Source organism: Spongiactinospora sp. TRM90649 (assembly GCF_029382225.1).
GTDB lineage: Bacteria > Actinomycetota > Actinomycetes > Streptosporangiales > Streptosporangiaceae > Spongiactinospora.
In genome coordinates, this window is sequence record NZ_JARLTC010000019.1 from 1 (window position 1) to 14,923 (window position 14,923).

Annotated in this window: 13 protein-coding genes; all 13 read left to right on the plus strand. The window is 71.8% G+C overall.

The window, feature by feature from the left end; translation table 11 throughout:
- Positions 1–172: 172 nt before the first annotated feature.
- Positions 173–1,462 carry a folylpolyglutamate synthase/dihydrofolate synthase family protein gene (locus P3X83_RS21865; protein WP_277307193.1) on the plus strand — a complete coding sequence of 430 codons (1,290 nt, stop codon included), beginning with the start codon at positions 173–175 and terminating at the stop codon, positions 1,460–1,462.
- A 15-nt stretch (positions 1,463–1,477) separates the two neighbouring features.
- Positions 1,478–1,816, plus strand: coding sequence for a DUF4233 domain-containing protein (locus P3X83_RS21870; RefSeq protein ID WP_277307022.1), 339 nt, complete (start codon positions 1,478–1,480; stop codon positions 1,814–1,816).
- Positions 1,817–1,827: 11 nt separating this feature from the next.
- Entirely contained in the window at positions 1,828–3,414 is a 1,587-nt protein-coding gene (locus P3X83_RS21875) for a hypothetical protein (RefSeq protein WP_277307023.1), read from the plus strand.
- 60 nt (positions 3,415–3,474) lie between these two features.
- A complete protein-coding gene (gene ndk / locus P3X83_RS21880) occupies positions 3,475–3,885 on the plus strand; it encodes a nucleoside-diphosphate kinase (RefSeq protein ID WP_277307024.1) in 411 nt (136 codons plus the stop codon).
- Positions 3,886–4,094: 209 nt separating this feature from the next.
- Positions 4,095–5,126 (plus strand): rod shape-determining protein, encoded by a 1,032-nt coding sequence (locus tag P3X83_RS21885; protein ID WP_277307025.1) that lies wholly within the window; start codon positions 4,095–4,097, stop codon positions 5,124–5,126.
- Entirely contained in the window at positions 5,126–6,388 is a 1,263-nt protein-coding gene (locus P3X83_RS21890; protein WP_277307026.1) for a rod shape-determining protein MreC, read from the plus strand. The genes P3X83_RS21885 and P3X83_RS21890 overlap by 1 nt, the downstream gene beginning before the upstream one ends.
- Positions 6,389–6,479: 91 nt before the next feature.
- Positions 6,480–7,004 (plus strand): rod shape-determining protein MreD, encoded by a 525-nt coding sequence (mreD, locus tag P3X83_RS21895; protein WP_277307027.1) that lies wholly within the window; start codon positions 6,480–6,482, stop codon positions 7,002–7,004.
- Positions 7,005–7,006: 2 nt separating this feature from the next.
- Positions 7,007–9,073 (plus strand): penicillin-binding protein 2, encoded by a 2,067-nt coding sequence (gene mrdA, locus P3X83_RS21900; protein ID WP_277307028.1) that lies wholly within the window; start codon positions 7,007–7,009, stop codon positions 9,071–9,073.
- Positions 9,070–10,227 carry a rod shape-determining protein RodA gene (gene rodA, locus P3X83_RS21905; RefSeq protein ID WP_277307029.1) on the plus strand — a complete coding sequence of 386 codons (1,158 nt, stop codon included), beginning with the start codon at positions 9,070–9,072 and terminating at the stop codon, positions 10,225–10,227. The genes mrdA and rodA overlap by 4 nt, the downstream gene beginning before the upstream one ends.
- A gap of 131 nt (positions 10,228–10,358) precedes the next feature.
- Positions 10,359–10,655 (plus strand): hypothetical protein, encoded by a 297-nt coding sequence (locus P3X83_RS21910; RefSeq protein WP_277307030.1) that lies wholly within the window; start codon positions 10,359–10,361, stop codon positions 10,653–10,655.
- Complete coding sequence (locus P3X83_RS21915; protein WP_277307031.1) at positions 10,652–12,082, plus strand: hypothetical protein; 1,431 nt, start codon at positions 10,652–10,654, stop codon at positions 12,080–12,082. Before P3X83_RS21910 ends, P3X83_RS21915 begins: the two co-directional genes overlap by 4 nt.
- Positions 12,079–12,972 (plus strand): aminoglycoside phosphotransferase family protein, encoded by an 894-nt coding sequence (locus P3X83_RS21920; RefSeq protein WP_277307032.1) that lies wholly within the window; start codon positions 12,079–12,081, stop codon positions 12,970–12,972. The genes P3X83_RS21915 and P3X83_RS21920 overlap by 4 nt, the downstream gene beginning before the upstream one ends.
- Positions 12,973–12,990: 18 nt before the next feature.
- Positions 12,991–14,901 carry a TIGR03960 family B12-binding radical SAM protein gene (locus tag P3X83_RS21925; protein ID WP_277307033.1) on the plus strand — a complete coding sequence of 637 codons (1,911 nt, stop codon included), beginning with the start codon at positions 12,991–12,993 and terminating at the stop codon, positions 14,899–14,901.
- Positions 14,902–14,923: the final 22 nt, after the last annotated feature.

A 14,923-nucleotide genomic window follows, 5' to 3' on the forward strand; every position in this document is an offset into this window, starting at 1 on the left:
GAGAGTAGGTCGCCGCCGCACGATCTTTGAATATGAAGGGGAGGGGTTCCCGCGCTTCGGCGCTGGGAGCCCCTCCCCTTTCTTGTTTGCCGCACTCGGGGCGGCGGGCTTGGCACCCTGTGGGATCAGTAGGGTTGGTCATGTGGAGTATCGCGAGGTAGAGCAGGCCATCATGGGCCGTGGCGTCGAGTGGCAGTTCGATCCGACACTCGATCGGATCAACGCGCTCATGGATGTGCTCGGCACGCCGCAGCGCTCCTATCCCGTCGTGCACATCGCCGGCACCAACGGCAAGACGAGCACCGCCCGGCTGGTCGAGAGTCTGCTCGCCGAGCGCAACCTGCGCGTGGGCCGGTTCACCAGTCCGCACCTGACGTCCGTCCGTGAGCGGATCTGCGTGGACGGGGCGCCGCTGTCCGAGGAGCGGTTCGTCGAGGTGTACCAGGACGTCCTGCCGTACATCGAGATGATCGACGAGCGGCTCGGCAAGGTGTCGTTCTTCGAGACGCTGACCGCGATGGGGTATGCGGCGTTCGCCGACGCCCCCGTTGACGTGGCCGTCGTGGAGACCGGCATGGGCGGCACGTGGGACGCCACGAACGTCGCGGACGGCGTGGTGTCGGTGATCACGCCGATCTCGCTGGACCACACCGACTACCTCGGTGACGACGTGGTGACCATCGCGGGGGAGAAGGCCGGCATCATCAAGCCGGACGGCACCGTCGTGATCGCGCAGCAGGAGGTCGAGGTGGCCGAGGTGCTGCTGCGCCGGGCGGCCGAGGTCGACGCGGTGGTGGCCCGTGAGGGGCTCGAATTCGGCGTGCTGGGCCACGAGCTGGCCTTCGGTGGCCAGTTGCTGCGGCTCCAGGGCCTCAAGGGCGTCTACGAGGAGGTCTTCCTGCCGCTGTACGGCGCGCACCAGGCGAGCAACGCCGCGTGCGCCCTGGCGGCCGTGGAGCTGCTGACGGCGGGCGACGAGCCGCTGGAGCAGGACCTCGTACGGCAGGCGTTCGCCGGCGTCACCTCTCCCGGCAGGCTGGAGGTCATTCGCCGCGGCCCCACAGTCCTGGTGGACGCCGCCCACAACCCGGGCGGCATGCGCGCCTCGATCGAGGCGGTCCACGACTCCTTCGACTTCTCCCACCTGATCGGCGTGGTCGGCGTGATGGCCGACAAGGACGTGCGCGGCCTGCTGGAGCTGCTGGAGCCGGTGCTCGCCGAGATCGTGGTCACCCGCAACTCCTCCCCCCGCGCCATGGACGTAGGGGAGCTGGCCGAGCTGGCGGAAGGCCTGTTCGGCGCCGATCGCGTGCGGGTCGCGCCGCGGCTCGACGACGCCATCGACATCGCGATCGGGCTGGCCGACGAAGGCGGCGAGTTCAGCGGCACCGGTGTGCTGATCACCGGATCGGTGGTGACGGCGGGAGACGCCCGCCACCTGCTGCACGCCAAAGGCATCTGAGGAAGGAGTGACGACGTGTTCCAGGTGACGCCAGGCATGCGCCGCTTGTGCGCCACCGTGCTCGGCATGGAGGCCATCGTGGTCGGCCTGACCGTTCCGGTGGCCATTAACCTGGACGGCACCGCCCCCGGTCCGGCCCTGGCGGTCGGGCTCGGCCTGGCCTTGCTGTGCGTGGTGGTCGCGGGTCTGCTCAAGCGCCCGTTCGCCTACATAGCCGGAAGTGTGCTGCAGATTCTGGTGATCGCCACGGGCTTCCTGGTATTTCCGATGTTCTTCCTCGGTGTGATCTTCGCCGCACTGTGGATAACGGCGATATTCGTCGCTCGCCGTGTCGAGGGAGTGACTTCGCGCTAAAGTCGGCCTACATGGCCGACCCCCTCATTCAGCGGTCCCAGGCGGTCACCGCCGGAGCCGCGACGCCGCTCTCGCGTGACCTGCGTGCCGCCCGGGCGTACGACGTGGTGCTCGGGCTGCTCGTCGTGGTCGCCCTCCCGCTGGCGATCGTCGCCGTCCCCAACACCGTCTCGGTGGTCTCCGCCCTGCTTCCGCCCGGCGTGCCGCCCAGCGACATGATCCGCGCCCATGGGCTCGCCCTGCCGGCGATGATGCTGACCGTGCCGCTCGCCGTGCTCCTGGTGCGCCGGGTGCGCGCGGCTCCGGTGCTGGTCGGCGGCCTGACCATACTGGCGGTCGCCGACGTCGCGGGCGGCTTCGCCGACACGGTGAGCATGGTGGGCACGCTGCGCGCCCTGCACGGCGTCGGAGCGGGGCTGCTGGTCCCGGCCACCCTGGTGGCCGTGTGGGAGCGCGCGACGGCGCTACGGGCGCTGTGGGCCGCCACGCTGGCCGTCAGCATGGTGGGGGCCCAGGCGCTCGCGCTGTGGCCGCTCGACGACGTGGCGAGCTGGCGGGTCACCCTGCAGCCGTATCCGTTGCTCACCGGGGTCGCGCTGGCGCTGGCCGCGCTCTACATGGTGGTCCGGATGTTCGCGGGCGACGCGCGGGAGGCCGCGAGTATCGGCGCGCGCGAGGGCGAGTCGGGGCCGAAGCGGGCGGCGCTCGTGCTCGCGCCCGCCGTGGGCATCGCCGTCCTGGCGTTCGGGATCTCCTATGACTGGCCGCAGCCGGTGGTGGTGCTGGCGTCCGCGGTGTGCCTGCTCGCGCTGCTGGTCATGGCGGCGCTCGGCGGCTCCTTCGAGGGGCGTGGCGCGCGGCAGGCGGCGTTCGCGATGGTCGTGGTGGGCGCGGTGGTGCTGCCCACGGGCGCGCAGGTCACCAACATGGAACTGGGCGGCATGGGCGGCCCGGGGCTGTCCGGGCTGTGGCCCGCGTTCGCGCTGACCGTGGTGCTGGCGCTGGCCGGGGCGTGGCCGGCGGTCCGCGCCCGCGCGCAGGCGCTGACCCGCATCGGGGAGGCCGGGCTGGTGGCGCTGGTGGCCGGGCTGTGCGCGGTCTGGTTCCTGGTGCCCGCCGAGCAGGGCATCGTGCTGCTGGCGCCGTTCGGGCTGATCGTCGCGGGCGCGGCGGTGGCGCTCGCGGCCTCCTTCGCCTCGACCGGCCTGGGCGGCGCCCTCTACGCGCTGTCGCTGTGCTTCCCGGCGATGCTGTCGGGGTTCCTGCTGGCCAGCGGCATCCAGATGCCGGGGCTGCGCGCGGCGACGTCCCGGCAGGCGCTGATGGAGGCGTTCCTTTCCGCGTTGCGCCTGTGGGCGCTGGTCGGCGGCTTCCTCGTGGTGCTGGTGATCGTCGCGGGCGCCTTCCTGGCGCGGCGGGCGTCGGCCGCGGCGGGGGGCGCCGTCGTGCTCGAAATGCCCGATGGCGACGAGCGCGGCGGTGGCGACGGGGAAGATCGTGATGATTCGGACGACGACGGAGAAGACCCTCCGCCGGTGGACCGGCCCTCGGTGCCGCCGCCCACCCCCTCTCCGGAAGGCGGCACATCGCCCCGGTGACGATAGGCTTCGCGCGTTCACCGCATTTCGCGAGAGCTTCCTGGTTGAAGGAGAACCACAGTGTCCGAGCGCACACTTGTCCTGGTCAAGCCCGACGGCGTCGCGCGTGGGCTGGTCGGCGACGTGATCGGCCGGATCGAGCGCAAGGGCCTCAAGATCGTGGCGTTGGAGCTGCGCACCCTCGACGCCGACACGGCCAAGGCGCACTACGCCGAGCACTCCGCCAAGCCGTTCTTCGGTGAGCTGGTCGAGTTCATCACCTCCGGGCCGCTGGTGGCGCTGGCCGTCGAGGGGCCGCGTGCCATCGAGGCGTTCCGCGCGCTGGCGGGCGCCACCGACCCGGTGAAGGCCGCGCCCGGCACGATCAGGGGCGACCACGCGCTGGAGATCGGCGAGAACATTGTGCACGGCTCCGACTCCCCGGAGTCCGCCGCGCGCGAGATCAAGATCTTCTTCCCGGACCGCTTCTAGGTCGCCGGGCCGCCGCCGTCCGGCGGGAGGCCGCATGCCCGAAACGAGGGACGCCGTACTCCGGCGTCCCTCGTGGTCGTTGCCGGGCTAAGCCAAGTTTTTCCCAGGACCGGGTGGCTCGTTGCGCTTGACGGTGGGTACGTCACGTTACGATGCGAATGCGGTACGTGACCGTCCGCTGATCGACGTACGGAAGGTTCGGCGTCCCCATGGGTAGCAAGCTCGCTTTCCTCGGCCGAGACATGGCCGTTGACCTTGGCACGGCCAATACGCTGGTCTACGTGCGGGGCCGCGGCATCGTGCTGAACGAGCCCTCCGTCGTCGCGCTCAACACCATGACCGGGAAGATCGTGGCGGTCGGGGTCGAGGCCAAGCGGATGATCGGCCGGACCCCCGGGAACATCATGGCGGTGCGCCCGCTCAAGGACGGCGTCATCGCCGACTTCGAGGTGACCGAGCGGATGCTGCGCTTCTTCATCCAGCGCGTGCTGCGCCGCCGACACTTCGCCAAGCCGCGCATCATCGTCGCGGTGCCGAGCGGCATCACCAGCGTGGAGCAGCGGGCCGTCAAGGAGGCCGGGTACCAGGCGGGCGCGCGGAAGGTCTACATCGTGGAGGAGCCGATGGCGGCCGCCATCGGCGCGGGGCTGCCGGTGCACGAGCCGACCGGCAACATGGTGGTGGACATCGGGGGCGGCACCACCGAGGTCGCGATCATCTCCATGGGCGGCGTGGTGACCAGTCAGTCCATCCGCGTCGGGGGCGACGAGATGGACCAGGCGATCATGACCTTCGCGAAGAAGGAGTACTCGCTGATGCTCGGCGAGCGCACCGCCGAGGAGATCAAGATGGCCATCGGCTCGGCCTGCGAGCAGCAGGACGAGGGCCACGCCGAGGTGCGCGGCCGCGACCTGGTGAGCGGCCTGCCCAAGACGATCGTGGTGTCGGCCCACGAGATCCGCAAGGCGACCGAGGAGTCGGTCAACGCGATCGTGGACGCCGTCAAGACCACGCTCGACCGCTGCCCGCCGGAGCTGTCCGGCGACCTGATGGACCGCGGCATCGCGCTCACCGGGGGCGGCGCGCTGATCAAGGGCATGGACGAACGGCTGCGGGACGAAACCGGCATGCCCGTCCATCTCGTGGACAACGCCCTCGACTCGGTCGCCCTGGGCACCGGCAAGTGCGTCGAGGAGTTCGAGGCGCTTCAGCAGGTGCTGGTGCCGGAGCCGCGGCACTGATGCGCGACACCCGCCGGACCCGGCTGATCCTGGCGCTGCTGCTGGCGACCGCCCTGGTGCTCATCACCGTCGATCACCGCGCCGGGCCGGGCTCACCGCTGGGGCCGATCAGGATCGCCGGCGCGTCCCTCTTCGGTACGGCGGAGCAGGCCGTCGCCGACGTCGTGCGTCCCGTGGGGGACTTCTTCTCGTCGGTCGCGGCGGCGCCGTCCTCGCGGCGGCGGGTCGCCGAGCTGAGCGCGGACAACGCCCGGCTGCGCGGGCAACTGAGCGCGCAGCGGCTCGACCGGCAGCGCTCCGACGAACTGCGCTCCATGCTGGGGCTCGCGGGGCGGGGCGGGTACAAGATCGTCTCAGGGAACGTGGTCGCCCGGCGTGGGCTGCCCGGCTTCGAGGACGCGGTAGAGATCGACGTGGGCTCGGCCGACGGGGTGCGGCGCGAGATGACCGTGATCAACGGTGAGGGGCTCGTGGGGCGGGTGGTGCAGGCGGCGCGCACCACGTCCACGGTGCTGCTGCTGAGCGACCCCTCGTCGGCGGCGGGCGCGCGGCTGGAGGGCGGCCGGGAGATCGGGGTGGTGCACGGGGTCGGCGAGACGGAGAGCCTGGTGCTGTTCCGGCTCCTGGACTCCTCGGCGCCGATCGCGGCGGGCAGCCGGATCGTCAGCTTCGGGTCGCAGCGTGGCGTGCCGTACGTGGCCGGGGTGCCGATGGGGGTGATCGAGCGGGTCGAGGCGACGCCGGGGGAGCTGACCAGGATCGCGTACGCCCGGCCGTACGCGGACCTGACGTCGCTCGACGTGGTGGGCGTGGTGGTCGGGGGGCCGCCGCGCGACCCGAGGGACGCGGTGCTGCCGCCGCGTCCGCGCGGGCCGGGGGAGAAACGTCCTGCGCAGCGGAAGAAGGACGGTGACCGGGCCCGAGAGGCCCGCGCGGTGGGCCGCGACGACCGCACCGCCGGTTCGCCCGAGCCGTCCAGGACCGATGGGCCCGCGCCCGCGGAACCGGCACGGGAGCGGGCGCGGGGGCGCGGAGGCGACAGGCCCTTCGACCGTCCGGTGGAACGGGAACGCCGCTTCGGCGGCCCGGTGGACCCGGACCGCCTTCTCGGGGGCCCACTCGACCGGCCCCGCGACCGTCCGCTCGGCCAGGCGCCGGATCGCCCGCTCGACCGCCTCCCCGGCCGCTCCCCGGACGACCACCGCCACCCGATCGTCACCGACTGGCGAGGCCGCCCACTCGACGACACGGGCCCGCGATGAACGCCCCCGCCATGCCACCACCCGCCCCCAGGACCGTCCGGGCGCGCCCGGAGACGACAGCTTTGGAGGGCGGGGGTTTGTAGTGGTTACGGTGCTTTTGGTGGGGTTGGCGCTGTTGGTGCAGGTGACATTGGTGAACAGGGTGCCGTTGCCGGGGGGAGAGGCGCCTGATCTGGTGTTGCTGGTGGTGGTCGCGTGCGCGGCGCAGCGCGGGCCCGTGGCGGGGGCGGTGATCGGGTTCGGGACGGGGCTGGCGGTGGATCTGCTGCCGCCCGCGCATCATGTGGCCGGGCAGTGCGCGCTGGTCTTCTGCCTGATCGGGTTCCTGGTGGGCCGGATGGTCGAGCGCACCGCGGCGGCCGTGGTGCCCGCCGCGATCCTGGCCGCGGTGGCCGCGCCGCTGCTCGCGGCGGCCGTCGCCGCGCTGATCGGCACGCCGGGCATCACCGGCACCGCGATGCTGTCGCGACTGCCCGGAGCCGTCGTGTGCAACCTGCTGGCGGCGCCCCTGGTGGTTTGGGGCGTGGGACGCCTGTTCGGGCGCACACGGCGCGGTGAGCACTCCGTACGGCCCCCCGTCGCGCACTCCGCCGACGGCACGAGAGGGGTGGCCTGACGATGACCCGGATCCGCGCCCGCCTGCTCGTGGTCCACGTGCTGGTGCTGACGATCCTCGCGGTGCTCGGCGTGCGCCTGTGGCAGGTGCAGGTGGTGCACGGCGCGCAGTACGTCTCGGCCGCGACGGAGACCCGCACGCGTGACGTGATGGTGCCCGCGGTGCGCGGCCAGATCCTCGACGCCCACGGCAGGCCGCTGGTGCGCAACCGGACGGCCCTGGTGGTGTCGGTGGACCGCACCGCGCTCAACCGGATGCCAGACACCGGCCAGGAGGTGCTGCAGCGGCTCGCCGGAGTGCTCGGCCAGCCGGTGAAGGCGCTGCGCGACCGGATCAGGTCGTGCGGGCCGGGGGTGACGCGCCCGTGCTGGCCGGGGTCGCCGTACCAGCCGATCCCGGTGGAGGAGGGCGTCTCGACCCGGCAGGCGCTGCAGATCCTGGAGCGCCAGGAGGAGTTCCCCGGGGTGACCGCCGAGGTGCAGGCGTTCCGGGAATATCCGATGGGCAGCGGGGCCGCGCAGATGCTCGGCTACCTGCAGCCGGTCACCCAGGGCGAGCTGGACCGCCGCAAGGGGCTCGCCGACGCGTTCTCCGGCGTCGACGTGGTCGGCCGCGACGGGCTGGAGTCGGTCTACGACGACGTGCTGCGCGGCGTCCCGGGGCTGCGCAGGGTGCAGGTGGACCGCCTTGGCAAGGTGCTCGGCGTGGAGCGGCAGGTGGCCCCCGTCCCCGGCGACACGTTGATCACCAGCATCGACGCGAAGGTGCAGGCCATCGTCGAGCGGGCGCTGGCGAACGCGATGAAGCGGGCGCCCAAGGCCGACGGCGCGGCCGGGGTGGTGCTCGACCCCCGCAACGGCCGGGTGCTCGCGCTGGCCAGCGCGCCGACGTACAACCTGGGCGTGTGGAGCGGCGGCATCTCCGAGGCGGAGTACCGCGGGCTACTGTCGGAGAAGTACGGCAAGCCGCTGGTGTCGCGCGCCACCAAGGGCGAGTTCGCCCCCGGCTCCACCTTCAAGATCTCCTCGGTCTCGGCCATGCTCACCGACGGTTACCCGCTCAACGGCAAGTACAGCTGCCCCGGTTCGTTCGTGGTCGGCGGCCGGCCGTTCAGCAACTTCCGGGGCCAGGGCCTGGGCGTGCTGACCCTGCACCAGGCGCTGGTCAAGTCGTGCGACACGATCTTCTACCGGGCGGCCTTCGAGCAGTGGCTGCGCGACGGCGGACTGAACCCGAAGGGCCCGACCAAGGAGCCGATGGCCGCGACCGCGCGGGCGTACGGGTTCGGCAGCCGCAGCGGCATCGACCTGCCCGGCGAGTCGCCGGGCCGCATCCCCGACCGCGCCTGGAAGAAGGAGATGTGGGCGGCCACCAGGAACGACAACTGCAGGCGGGCCAAGGTCGGCTTTCCGGAGGTCGCCAAGACCAGCCCGAGCCGCGCGACGTTCCTCAAGCGCCTGGCGCACGAGAACTGCCTTGAGGGCTTCCGGCTGCGGGCCGGTGACGCGGCGAACTTCTCCATCGGGCAGGGCGACGTGCTGGTCACCCCGCTGCAACTGGCCCGCGCCTACTCGGCGCTGGTGACCGACGGCAAGCTGCGCAGCCCGCGGATCGGCTGGGCGCGGATGCGCCCGGACGGCCGGCTGGTGGAGCGGATCGAGTCGCCCGTGACGGCCAAGCTGCCGATCACGCCCGAGCAGCGCGGCTACATCAGGCGGGCGCTGAGCGAGGTGCCCTCGGACGGCACCGCCGCCGGCGCGTTCAACGGGTTCCCGATGGACCTGGTCCGGATCGGCGGCAAGACCGGCACCGCGGAGGTGTACGGCAAGGAGGACACCTCCTGGTTCGCGTCGTTCGCCCCGGCGTCCAACCCCCGTTTCGTGGTCGTGGTGATGGTCTCGCAGGGCGGCATGGGCGGTTCGACGGCGGCCCCCGCCGTCCGCGAGATCTACGAGAAGATGTTCGGCATCGCCCCGCAGGGCGGCAAGAAGTCGGCGCCCGCGCTGCCGGGGATGCGCGCGGCCGGCCGGTTGCCCGTCATCAGGCCGGACGGGCTGGTGGATCGTTGATCGCCCCCGCCGCCCACAGGCGGGTGCCGCCGCACCGGGTGCCCGCATCGGCGAGCGCGGTGTGGCGAATGGACGCGGTGCTGCTCGTCGCGGTGCTCGCGCTGACCGTGATCGGGACCCTCCTGGTGTGGTCTTCCACTCGCACCTGGGCGCCGGGCGCGACGGGCCTGGTCAAGAAGCACGTGCTCAACGTGGCGATCGGGCTGACCCTGTACAGCGTGGTGTCGATGGTGGACCACCGGCTGCTGCGGGCGTACGCGCCGCTGATCTACGCGTTGTCGATCGCCGGGCTGGTCGTGGTGATCACGCCGCTGGGCTCGACGGTCAACGGCTCGCACTCGTGGGTGATGCTCGGTGCGGGCTTCGCCGTACAGCCCTCGGAGTTCGCCAAGCTCGGCCTGGTGCTGCTGCTGGCGATGCTGATGGCGCAGCCCGTCGAGGGCGGTGACCGCCCGCGCGGGCTCGACGTGCTGCTCTCGCTGGGGGCGGCGGGCCTGGTCATCGGGCTGGTGATGCTCCAGCCCGACCTGGGCACCACCATGGTGGTCGGGGTGATCACGGCCAGCGCCCTGGTGGTGGCGGGGGTGCGGCTGCGCTGGGTGGCGGTGCTCGGGCTGGCCACGGCGGGCGCGGGCGCGGCGGTCTGGTTCCTCGGGCTGCTGGAGCCTTACCAGGTGGCGAGGTTCACGGCGTTCATCCGCCCCTCGACGGATCCGCGCGGGGTCGGCTACAACAGCACGCAGGCCCTGAACGCGATCGGCTCGGGGCAGATGTTCGGCAAGGGGCTGTTCGGCGGCGGACAGACGACCGGGCGGTTCGTGCCCGAGCAGCACACCGACTTCATCTTCACGGTGGCGGGCGAGGAGTTCGGGTTCCTCGGGTCGGTGACGGTGGTGGCGCTGATCGGCGTGGTGCTGCTGCGCGGGGTGCGAATCGCGTGGCAGTGCGAGGACCGGTTCGGCACACTGGTGGCGGGCACGATCGTCTGCTGGTTCGCCTTCCAGGCGTTCGTGAACATCGGGATGACGATCGGCATCATGCCGATCACCGGGCTGCCGCTGCCGTTCGTTTCCTACGGTGGTACGGCCACGTTCACCAATCTGGTAGCGGTCGGCCTGTTGCAGGCGATTCACATACGAGACCGGCGCTTTTAGGGCACATCCCTAACGGAGAGCCGTTCTCATGGTGGTGACATGCGGCTCTCACTACCGGCGCGTGCGTCAAGCGAACATCCTGGGAACATACCCGGGTCGGGGGATGAACGCTCGATGACCGAGGAGCCGTGATGCCGGAACGACCGCCTCTCTTGACCGAGGGGCAGGAGGCCGCTCTGCGTAACCGAGCGCTTGAGCTGCTACGCATCGCCTTTCCCGACTACCGGATCGTGTACGGCGGCGGGCGCTGGGCGGCCGCCGCGGCGGGCGATCCCCCGCAGGTGTGGTTCGCGGACACCCCCGGCAGCCTGTGTGGCCAGTTGTTCACCGCCCAGTTGCGCAGTGGCGGCACCATCGTGCCCATGCAGGCACCGCCGCCGGAGCAGGCTTATCACGGCCCGCCACCGGATACGAAGGAGAACGCATGACGCTGCGGGCGCAGGATCGGCGTGGAGGCGAGCGTTCGGTGCAGACATGCGCCTCCATCGTGCGGGAGCGCGCGCTGGCGGACCTACGCGGTGCGTCGGTCACGGCGGAGGTGATCCACCGCATCGCCGAGGAGGTGCACGCGTGCTGCCCCCAGGCGTCGCGGTTCAAATGCTTCCGCCTCGCCTGCGGCTGGACGGTCGAGGAGGCGATCGAGAACTTCCACGCCATGTGCGACCGTGACGGCGTGCGCCGCCGCGGGCTCACCGAGCGGTCCTGGCGGGAGTGGGAGGCCGGGGCGCGCCCCGACCGGGAGTACACCGACCTGCTGTCGCGGTTGTTCGAGACCGGGCCGGTCCAGCTCGGCTTCGCCAACGACTACACCCCCGAGCACCTGCGCGCCGCGACGACGCCGACGCTCGACCCGATCGCGGCGGCGGCCGACGAGGCGGGCGAGCACGCGGAGCGCGCCGAGGCCAGCGAGCTGGGCCCGGGCGCGCTCGACCGGCTGCGCGCGGAGATGACCTGGCTGGGCCGCCGCTACGTGTGGGAGTCACCGCTGCCGCTGTTCGTGGAGATGCGGGCGTTACAGGAACGCACCAGAAAGGCGCTCGAACGCCGGGTCCACCCCGGCCAGGCCAGGGATCTGTACTTCCTGACCGGCGCGCTGTGCGGGCTGATGGCCAACGTCAGCATGGACCTCGGCCGCCGGGGCCCCGCCGACACCTTCGCCAGGGCCGCCTGGACCTACGGCAACGTCGCCGGGCACCGCTCGCTGATGGGCTGGGCGCGCGGCATGCAGGCGTCGGTCGCCCTGTGGGACGAGCGTTACCACGAGGCCGCCGGATACGCCGAAAACGGCTTGACCCACATGCGTACCGGCTCCGGCGGGGCGCGCCTGTACATGCTGCGGGCCCGCGCCTGCGCCAAGATGTCGCAGCGCGAGGAGGCCGCCGACGCCCTGGCCCGCGCCGCCGACGCCAGGGGCTCCGGCCGCGACGACCTGCACGACGAGATCGGCGGCGAGTTCGCGTTCCTGCCCGCCAAGCAGTACTACTACGCCTCGGTGGCCTGGCTGCACCTGGGCGACACCGCCAGGGCGATCGAGGAGGGCGAGGCGTCGCTGGCCTCCTACGAGGCCGGGGCCGGTCAGAACCGCTCCTACGGCTGCGAGGCGATGGCCCGCGCCCACCTGCTGATCGCGCACCTGATGGAGGACGACTCCGACGGCGCGGACCGGGTGGTGGCGCCGTTGCTCGCGTTACCTCCCGAACGCCGGATCAGCAGCCTGGCGATCACCCTGGGCGAGGGCGGCGAGCTGCTCTCCGGGCGTTCCGACTGGCAGAGCACGGCACGAAGGATCGAGAGCTTCTGCGCCACGGGGCTGCCGCAGGCGGTACCGGCGCTCAACGAGGGAGTCGGCCGATGACCATCAGCGCGGGAGACGGGCTCCTCACCGCGGCGGGCGCGGCCCTCACGCGGGCGTGCACCGGGGCCGGGCTCGACCCGGCCGGAGCGCGCCTGCTGCGCAGCTTCGCCACCACCGTCTACCACCTGCCCGCCGAGAACGCCGTGGTGCGCCTGGCGGAGCCGGCCCCCGGCAAGTACGACCGTCTGGTGACCTCGCTTCGGGTCACCAGGTGGCTGGCCGGCCAGGGCTACCCCGCGACCAGGCCGCTCGACGTGCGGCAGCCGGTCGCGGAGGAGGGTTTCCTGGTCACCTTCTGGCATCACGAGGACGACCAGGGCGATCGGCACGATCCGGCGGCCCTCGGCCCGATGCTCCGGCGGCTGCACGACCTGCCGCCGGTCCCCTTCGAGCTGCCGGTGTACGACCCGTTCGGACCGGTACGCGCGGCCATCGAGGTCAGCCGCGTACTCGGCGACGGAGATCGCGACTGGTTGCTCGACCGCTGCTCCGCGCTCGCCGAGACCTACTACGAGCGGCTGCAGTTCGCCCTGCCGTACGGGCTGATCCACGGTGACGCACACCGGGGGAACCTGATCCGTGCATCCGGGCGGCTGCTGCTGTGCGACTGGGATTCGGTGAGCGCGGGGCCGCGTGAGATCGACCTGGTGCCCACCCTCCAGGGCGCCCGGTTCGGCTACACGCCCGCCGAGCGCGCGGCCTTCTGCCGGGCGTACGGCTATGACGTCGGCCGATGGGAGGGCTATCCGGTGCTGCGCGACATGCGGGAGCTGCGCACGCTGACCGCCGTGCTGCGCAACGCGCACCGCGATCCGGCCGCCGCGGAGATCCTCTCTTTCCGGCTCGCGTCGCTGCGCGCGGGCGACGACCGCCAATGGCGGCCCTTCTGAGCCGCTACCCTTGGGCCCATGTCTGTCGAGTCACTTTTTCCCCGCCTGGAAGCGCTGCTGCCCAAGGTGCAAAAGCCGATCCAGTACGTCGGGGGTGAGCTCAACTCGACCGTCAAGGATTGGGACGACGCGCAGGTTCGCTGGGCGCTGATGTACCCGGACGCCTACGAGGTGGGCCTGCCGAACCAGGGCGTGGCGATCCTTTACGAGATCCTCAACGAGCTGCCGGAGACCCTGGCCGAGCGCACGTACGCGGTCTGGCCCGACCTTGAGGCGCTGATGCGCGCCGAGGGCGTGCCGCAGTTCACCGTGGACGGGCACCGGCCGGTGCGGGCCTTCGACGTGCTCGGGGTCTCGTTCGCCACCGAGCTGGGCTACACCAACATGCTCACCGCGCTCGACCTGGCCGGCATCCCGCTGCATACCGACGCCCGAGGCGACGACGACCCGATCGTGCTCGCGGGCGGGCACGCCGCCTTCAACCCCGAGCCGATCGCCGACTTCGTCGACGCGGCGGTGCTCGGCGACGGCGAGCAGATCGCCATCGCCATCACCGAGGTCATCAGGGAGTGGAAGGCCGAGGGCCGCCCCGGCGGGCGCGACGGCCTGCTGATGCGCCTGGCCGAGTCCGGCGGTGTCTACGTGCCGAGGTTCTACGACGTCGAATACCACGCCGACGGCCGGATCAGGCGGGTCGCGCCGAACCGCCCGGGCGTGCCGTGGCGCGTGCACAAGCACACGGTGATGGACCTCGACGAGTGGCCCTATCCGAAGAAGCCGCTGGTCCCGCTTGCCGAGACGGTCCACGAGCGGTTCAGCGTGGAGATCTTCCGCGGCTGCACCCGGGGCTGCCGGTTCTGCCAGGCGGGCATGATCACCCGCCCGGTGCGCGAGCGGTCCATCACCACCATCGGCGACATGGTCGAGACCGGCCTGACCGAGTCCGGCTTCAACGAGGTGGGCCTGCTGTCGCTGTCGTCGGCCGACCACTCGGAGATCGCCGAGGTCACCAAGGGCCTGGCCGACCGCTACGAGGGCACCCAGACCGGCCTGTCGCTGCCGTCCACGCGGGTCGACGCCTTCAACATCGACCTGGCCAACGAGCTGTCCAGGAACGGCAGGCGCTCCGGCCTCACCTTCGCACCCGAGGGCGGCTCCGAGCGGATGCGCAAGGTGATCAACAAGATGGTCAGCGAGGAAGACCTCATCCGCACCGTCACCGCCGCCTACGGCCAGGGCTGGCGGCAGGTCAAGCTCTACTTCATGTGCGGCCTGCCCACCGAGACCGACGACGACGTGCTCGGCATCGCCGACCTCGCCAAGAAGGTCATCAAGGCGGGCCGGGAGGCCACCGGCACCCGCGACGTGCGGTGCACGGTGTCCATCGGCGGGTTCGTGCCCAAGCCGCACACGCCGTTCCAGTGGGCCGCCCAGTGCGACGCCGAGACGGTCGACCGCCGCCTGTCCGCGCTGAAGGCGGCGCTGCGCGGCGACAAGGAGTTCGGCCGGGCGATCGGCTACCGCTACCACGACGGCAAGCCGTCCATCGTGGAGGGCCTGCTGTCGCGCGGCGACCGCCGGGTCGGCGCGGTGATCGAGGCCGTCTGGGCCGACGGCGGGCGCTTCGACGGCTGGAGCGAGCACTTCTCCTACGACCGCTGGGCCCGGGGCGCCGAATCCGCGGGCATCGACCTCGCCTGGTACACCACGCGCGAACGCGAGGAGAACGAGGTCCTGCCGTGGGACCACCTCGACGCCGGGCTCGACCGCGAGTGGCTGTGGCAGGACTGGCAGGACGCCATCGGCGAGGGCGAGGTCGAGGACTGCCGGTGGACCCCCTGCTACGACTGTGGCGTGTGTCCCACCATGGGAACCGAGATCCAGATCGGCCCGACGGGGCGCAAGCTGCTGCCGCTCACCGTTGTGTGACCCCTACCGGCCGCCCCCTGCG

What these genes read in the sequence shown, in the direction of transcription:
- P3X83_RS21865 (WP_277307193.1), top strand. Translation starts at nt 173, where the DNA reads ATGGGCCGTGGCGTCGAGTGGCAGTTCGATCCGACACTCGATCGGATC.
- P3X83_RS21875 (WP_277307023.1), top strand. Translation starts at nt 1,828, where the DNA reads ATGGCCGACCCCCTCATTCAGCGGTCCCAGGCGGTCACCGCCGGAGCC.
- P3X83_RS21885 (WP_277307025.1), top strand. Translation starts at nt 4,095, where the DNA reads ATGGGTAGCAAGCTCGCTTTCCTCGGCCGAGACATGGCCGTTGACCTT.
- P3X83_RS21890 (WP_277307026.1), top strand. Translation starts at nt 5,126, where the DNA reads ATGCGCGACACCCGCCGGACCCGGCTGATCCTGGCGCTGCTGCTGGCG.
- mrdA (WP_277307028.1), top strand. Translation starts at nt 7,007, where the DNA reads ATGACCCGGATCCGCGCCCGCCTGCTCGTGGTCCACGTGCTGGTGCTG.
- P3X83_RS21910 (WP_277307030.1), top strand. Translation starts at nt 10,359, where the DNA reads ATGCCGGAACGACCGCCTCTCTTGACCGAGGGGCAGGAGGCCGCTCTG.
- P3X83_RS21915 (WP_277307031.1), top strand. Translation starts at nt 10,652, where the DNA reads ATGACGCTGCGGGCGCAGGATCGGCGTGGAGGCGAGCGTTCGGTGCAG.
- P3X83_RS21920 (WP_277307032.1), top strand. Translation starts at nt 12,079, where the DNA reads ATGACCATCAGCGCGGGAGACGGGCTCCTCACCGCGGCGGGCGCGGCC.
- P3X83_RS21925 (WP_277307033.1), top strand. Translation starts at nt 12,991, where the DNA reads ATGTCTGTCGAGTCACTTTTTCCCCGCCTGGAAGCGCTGCTGCCCAAG.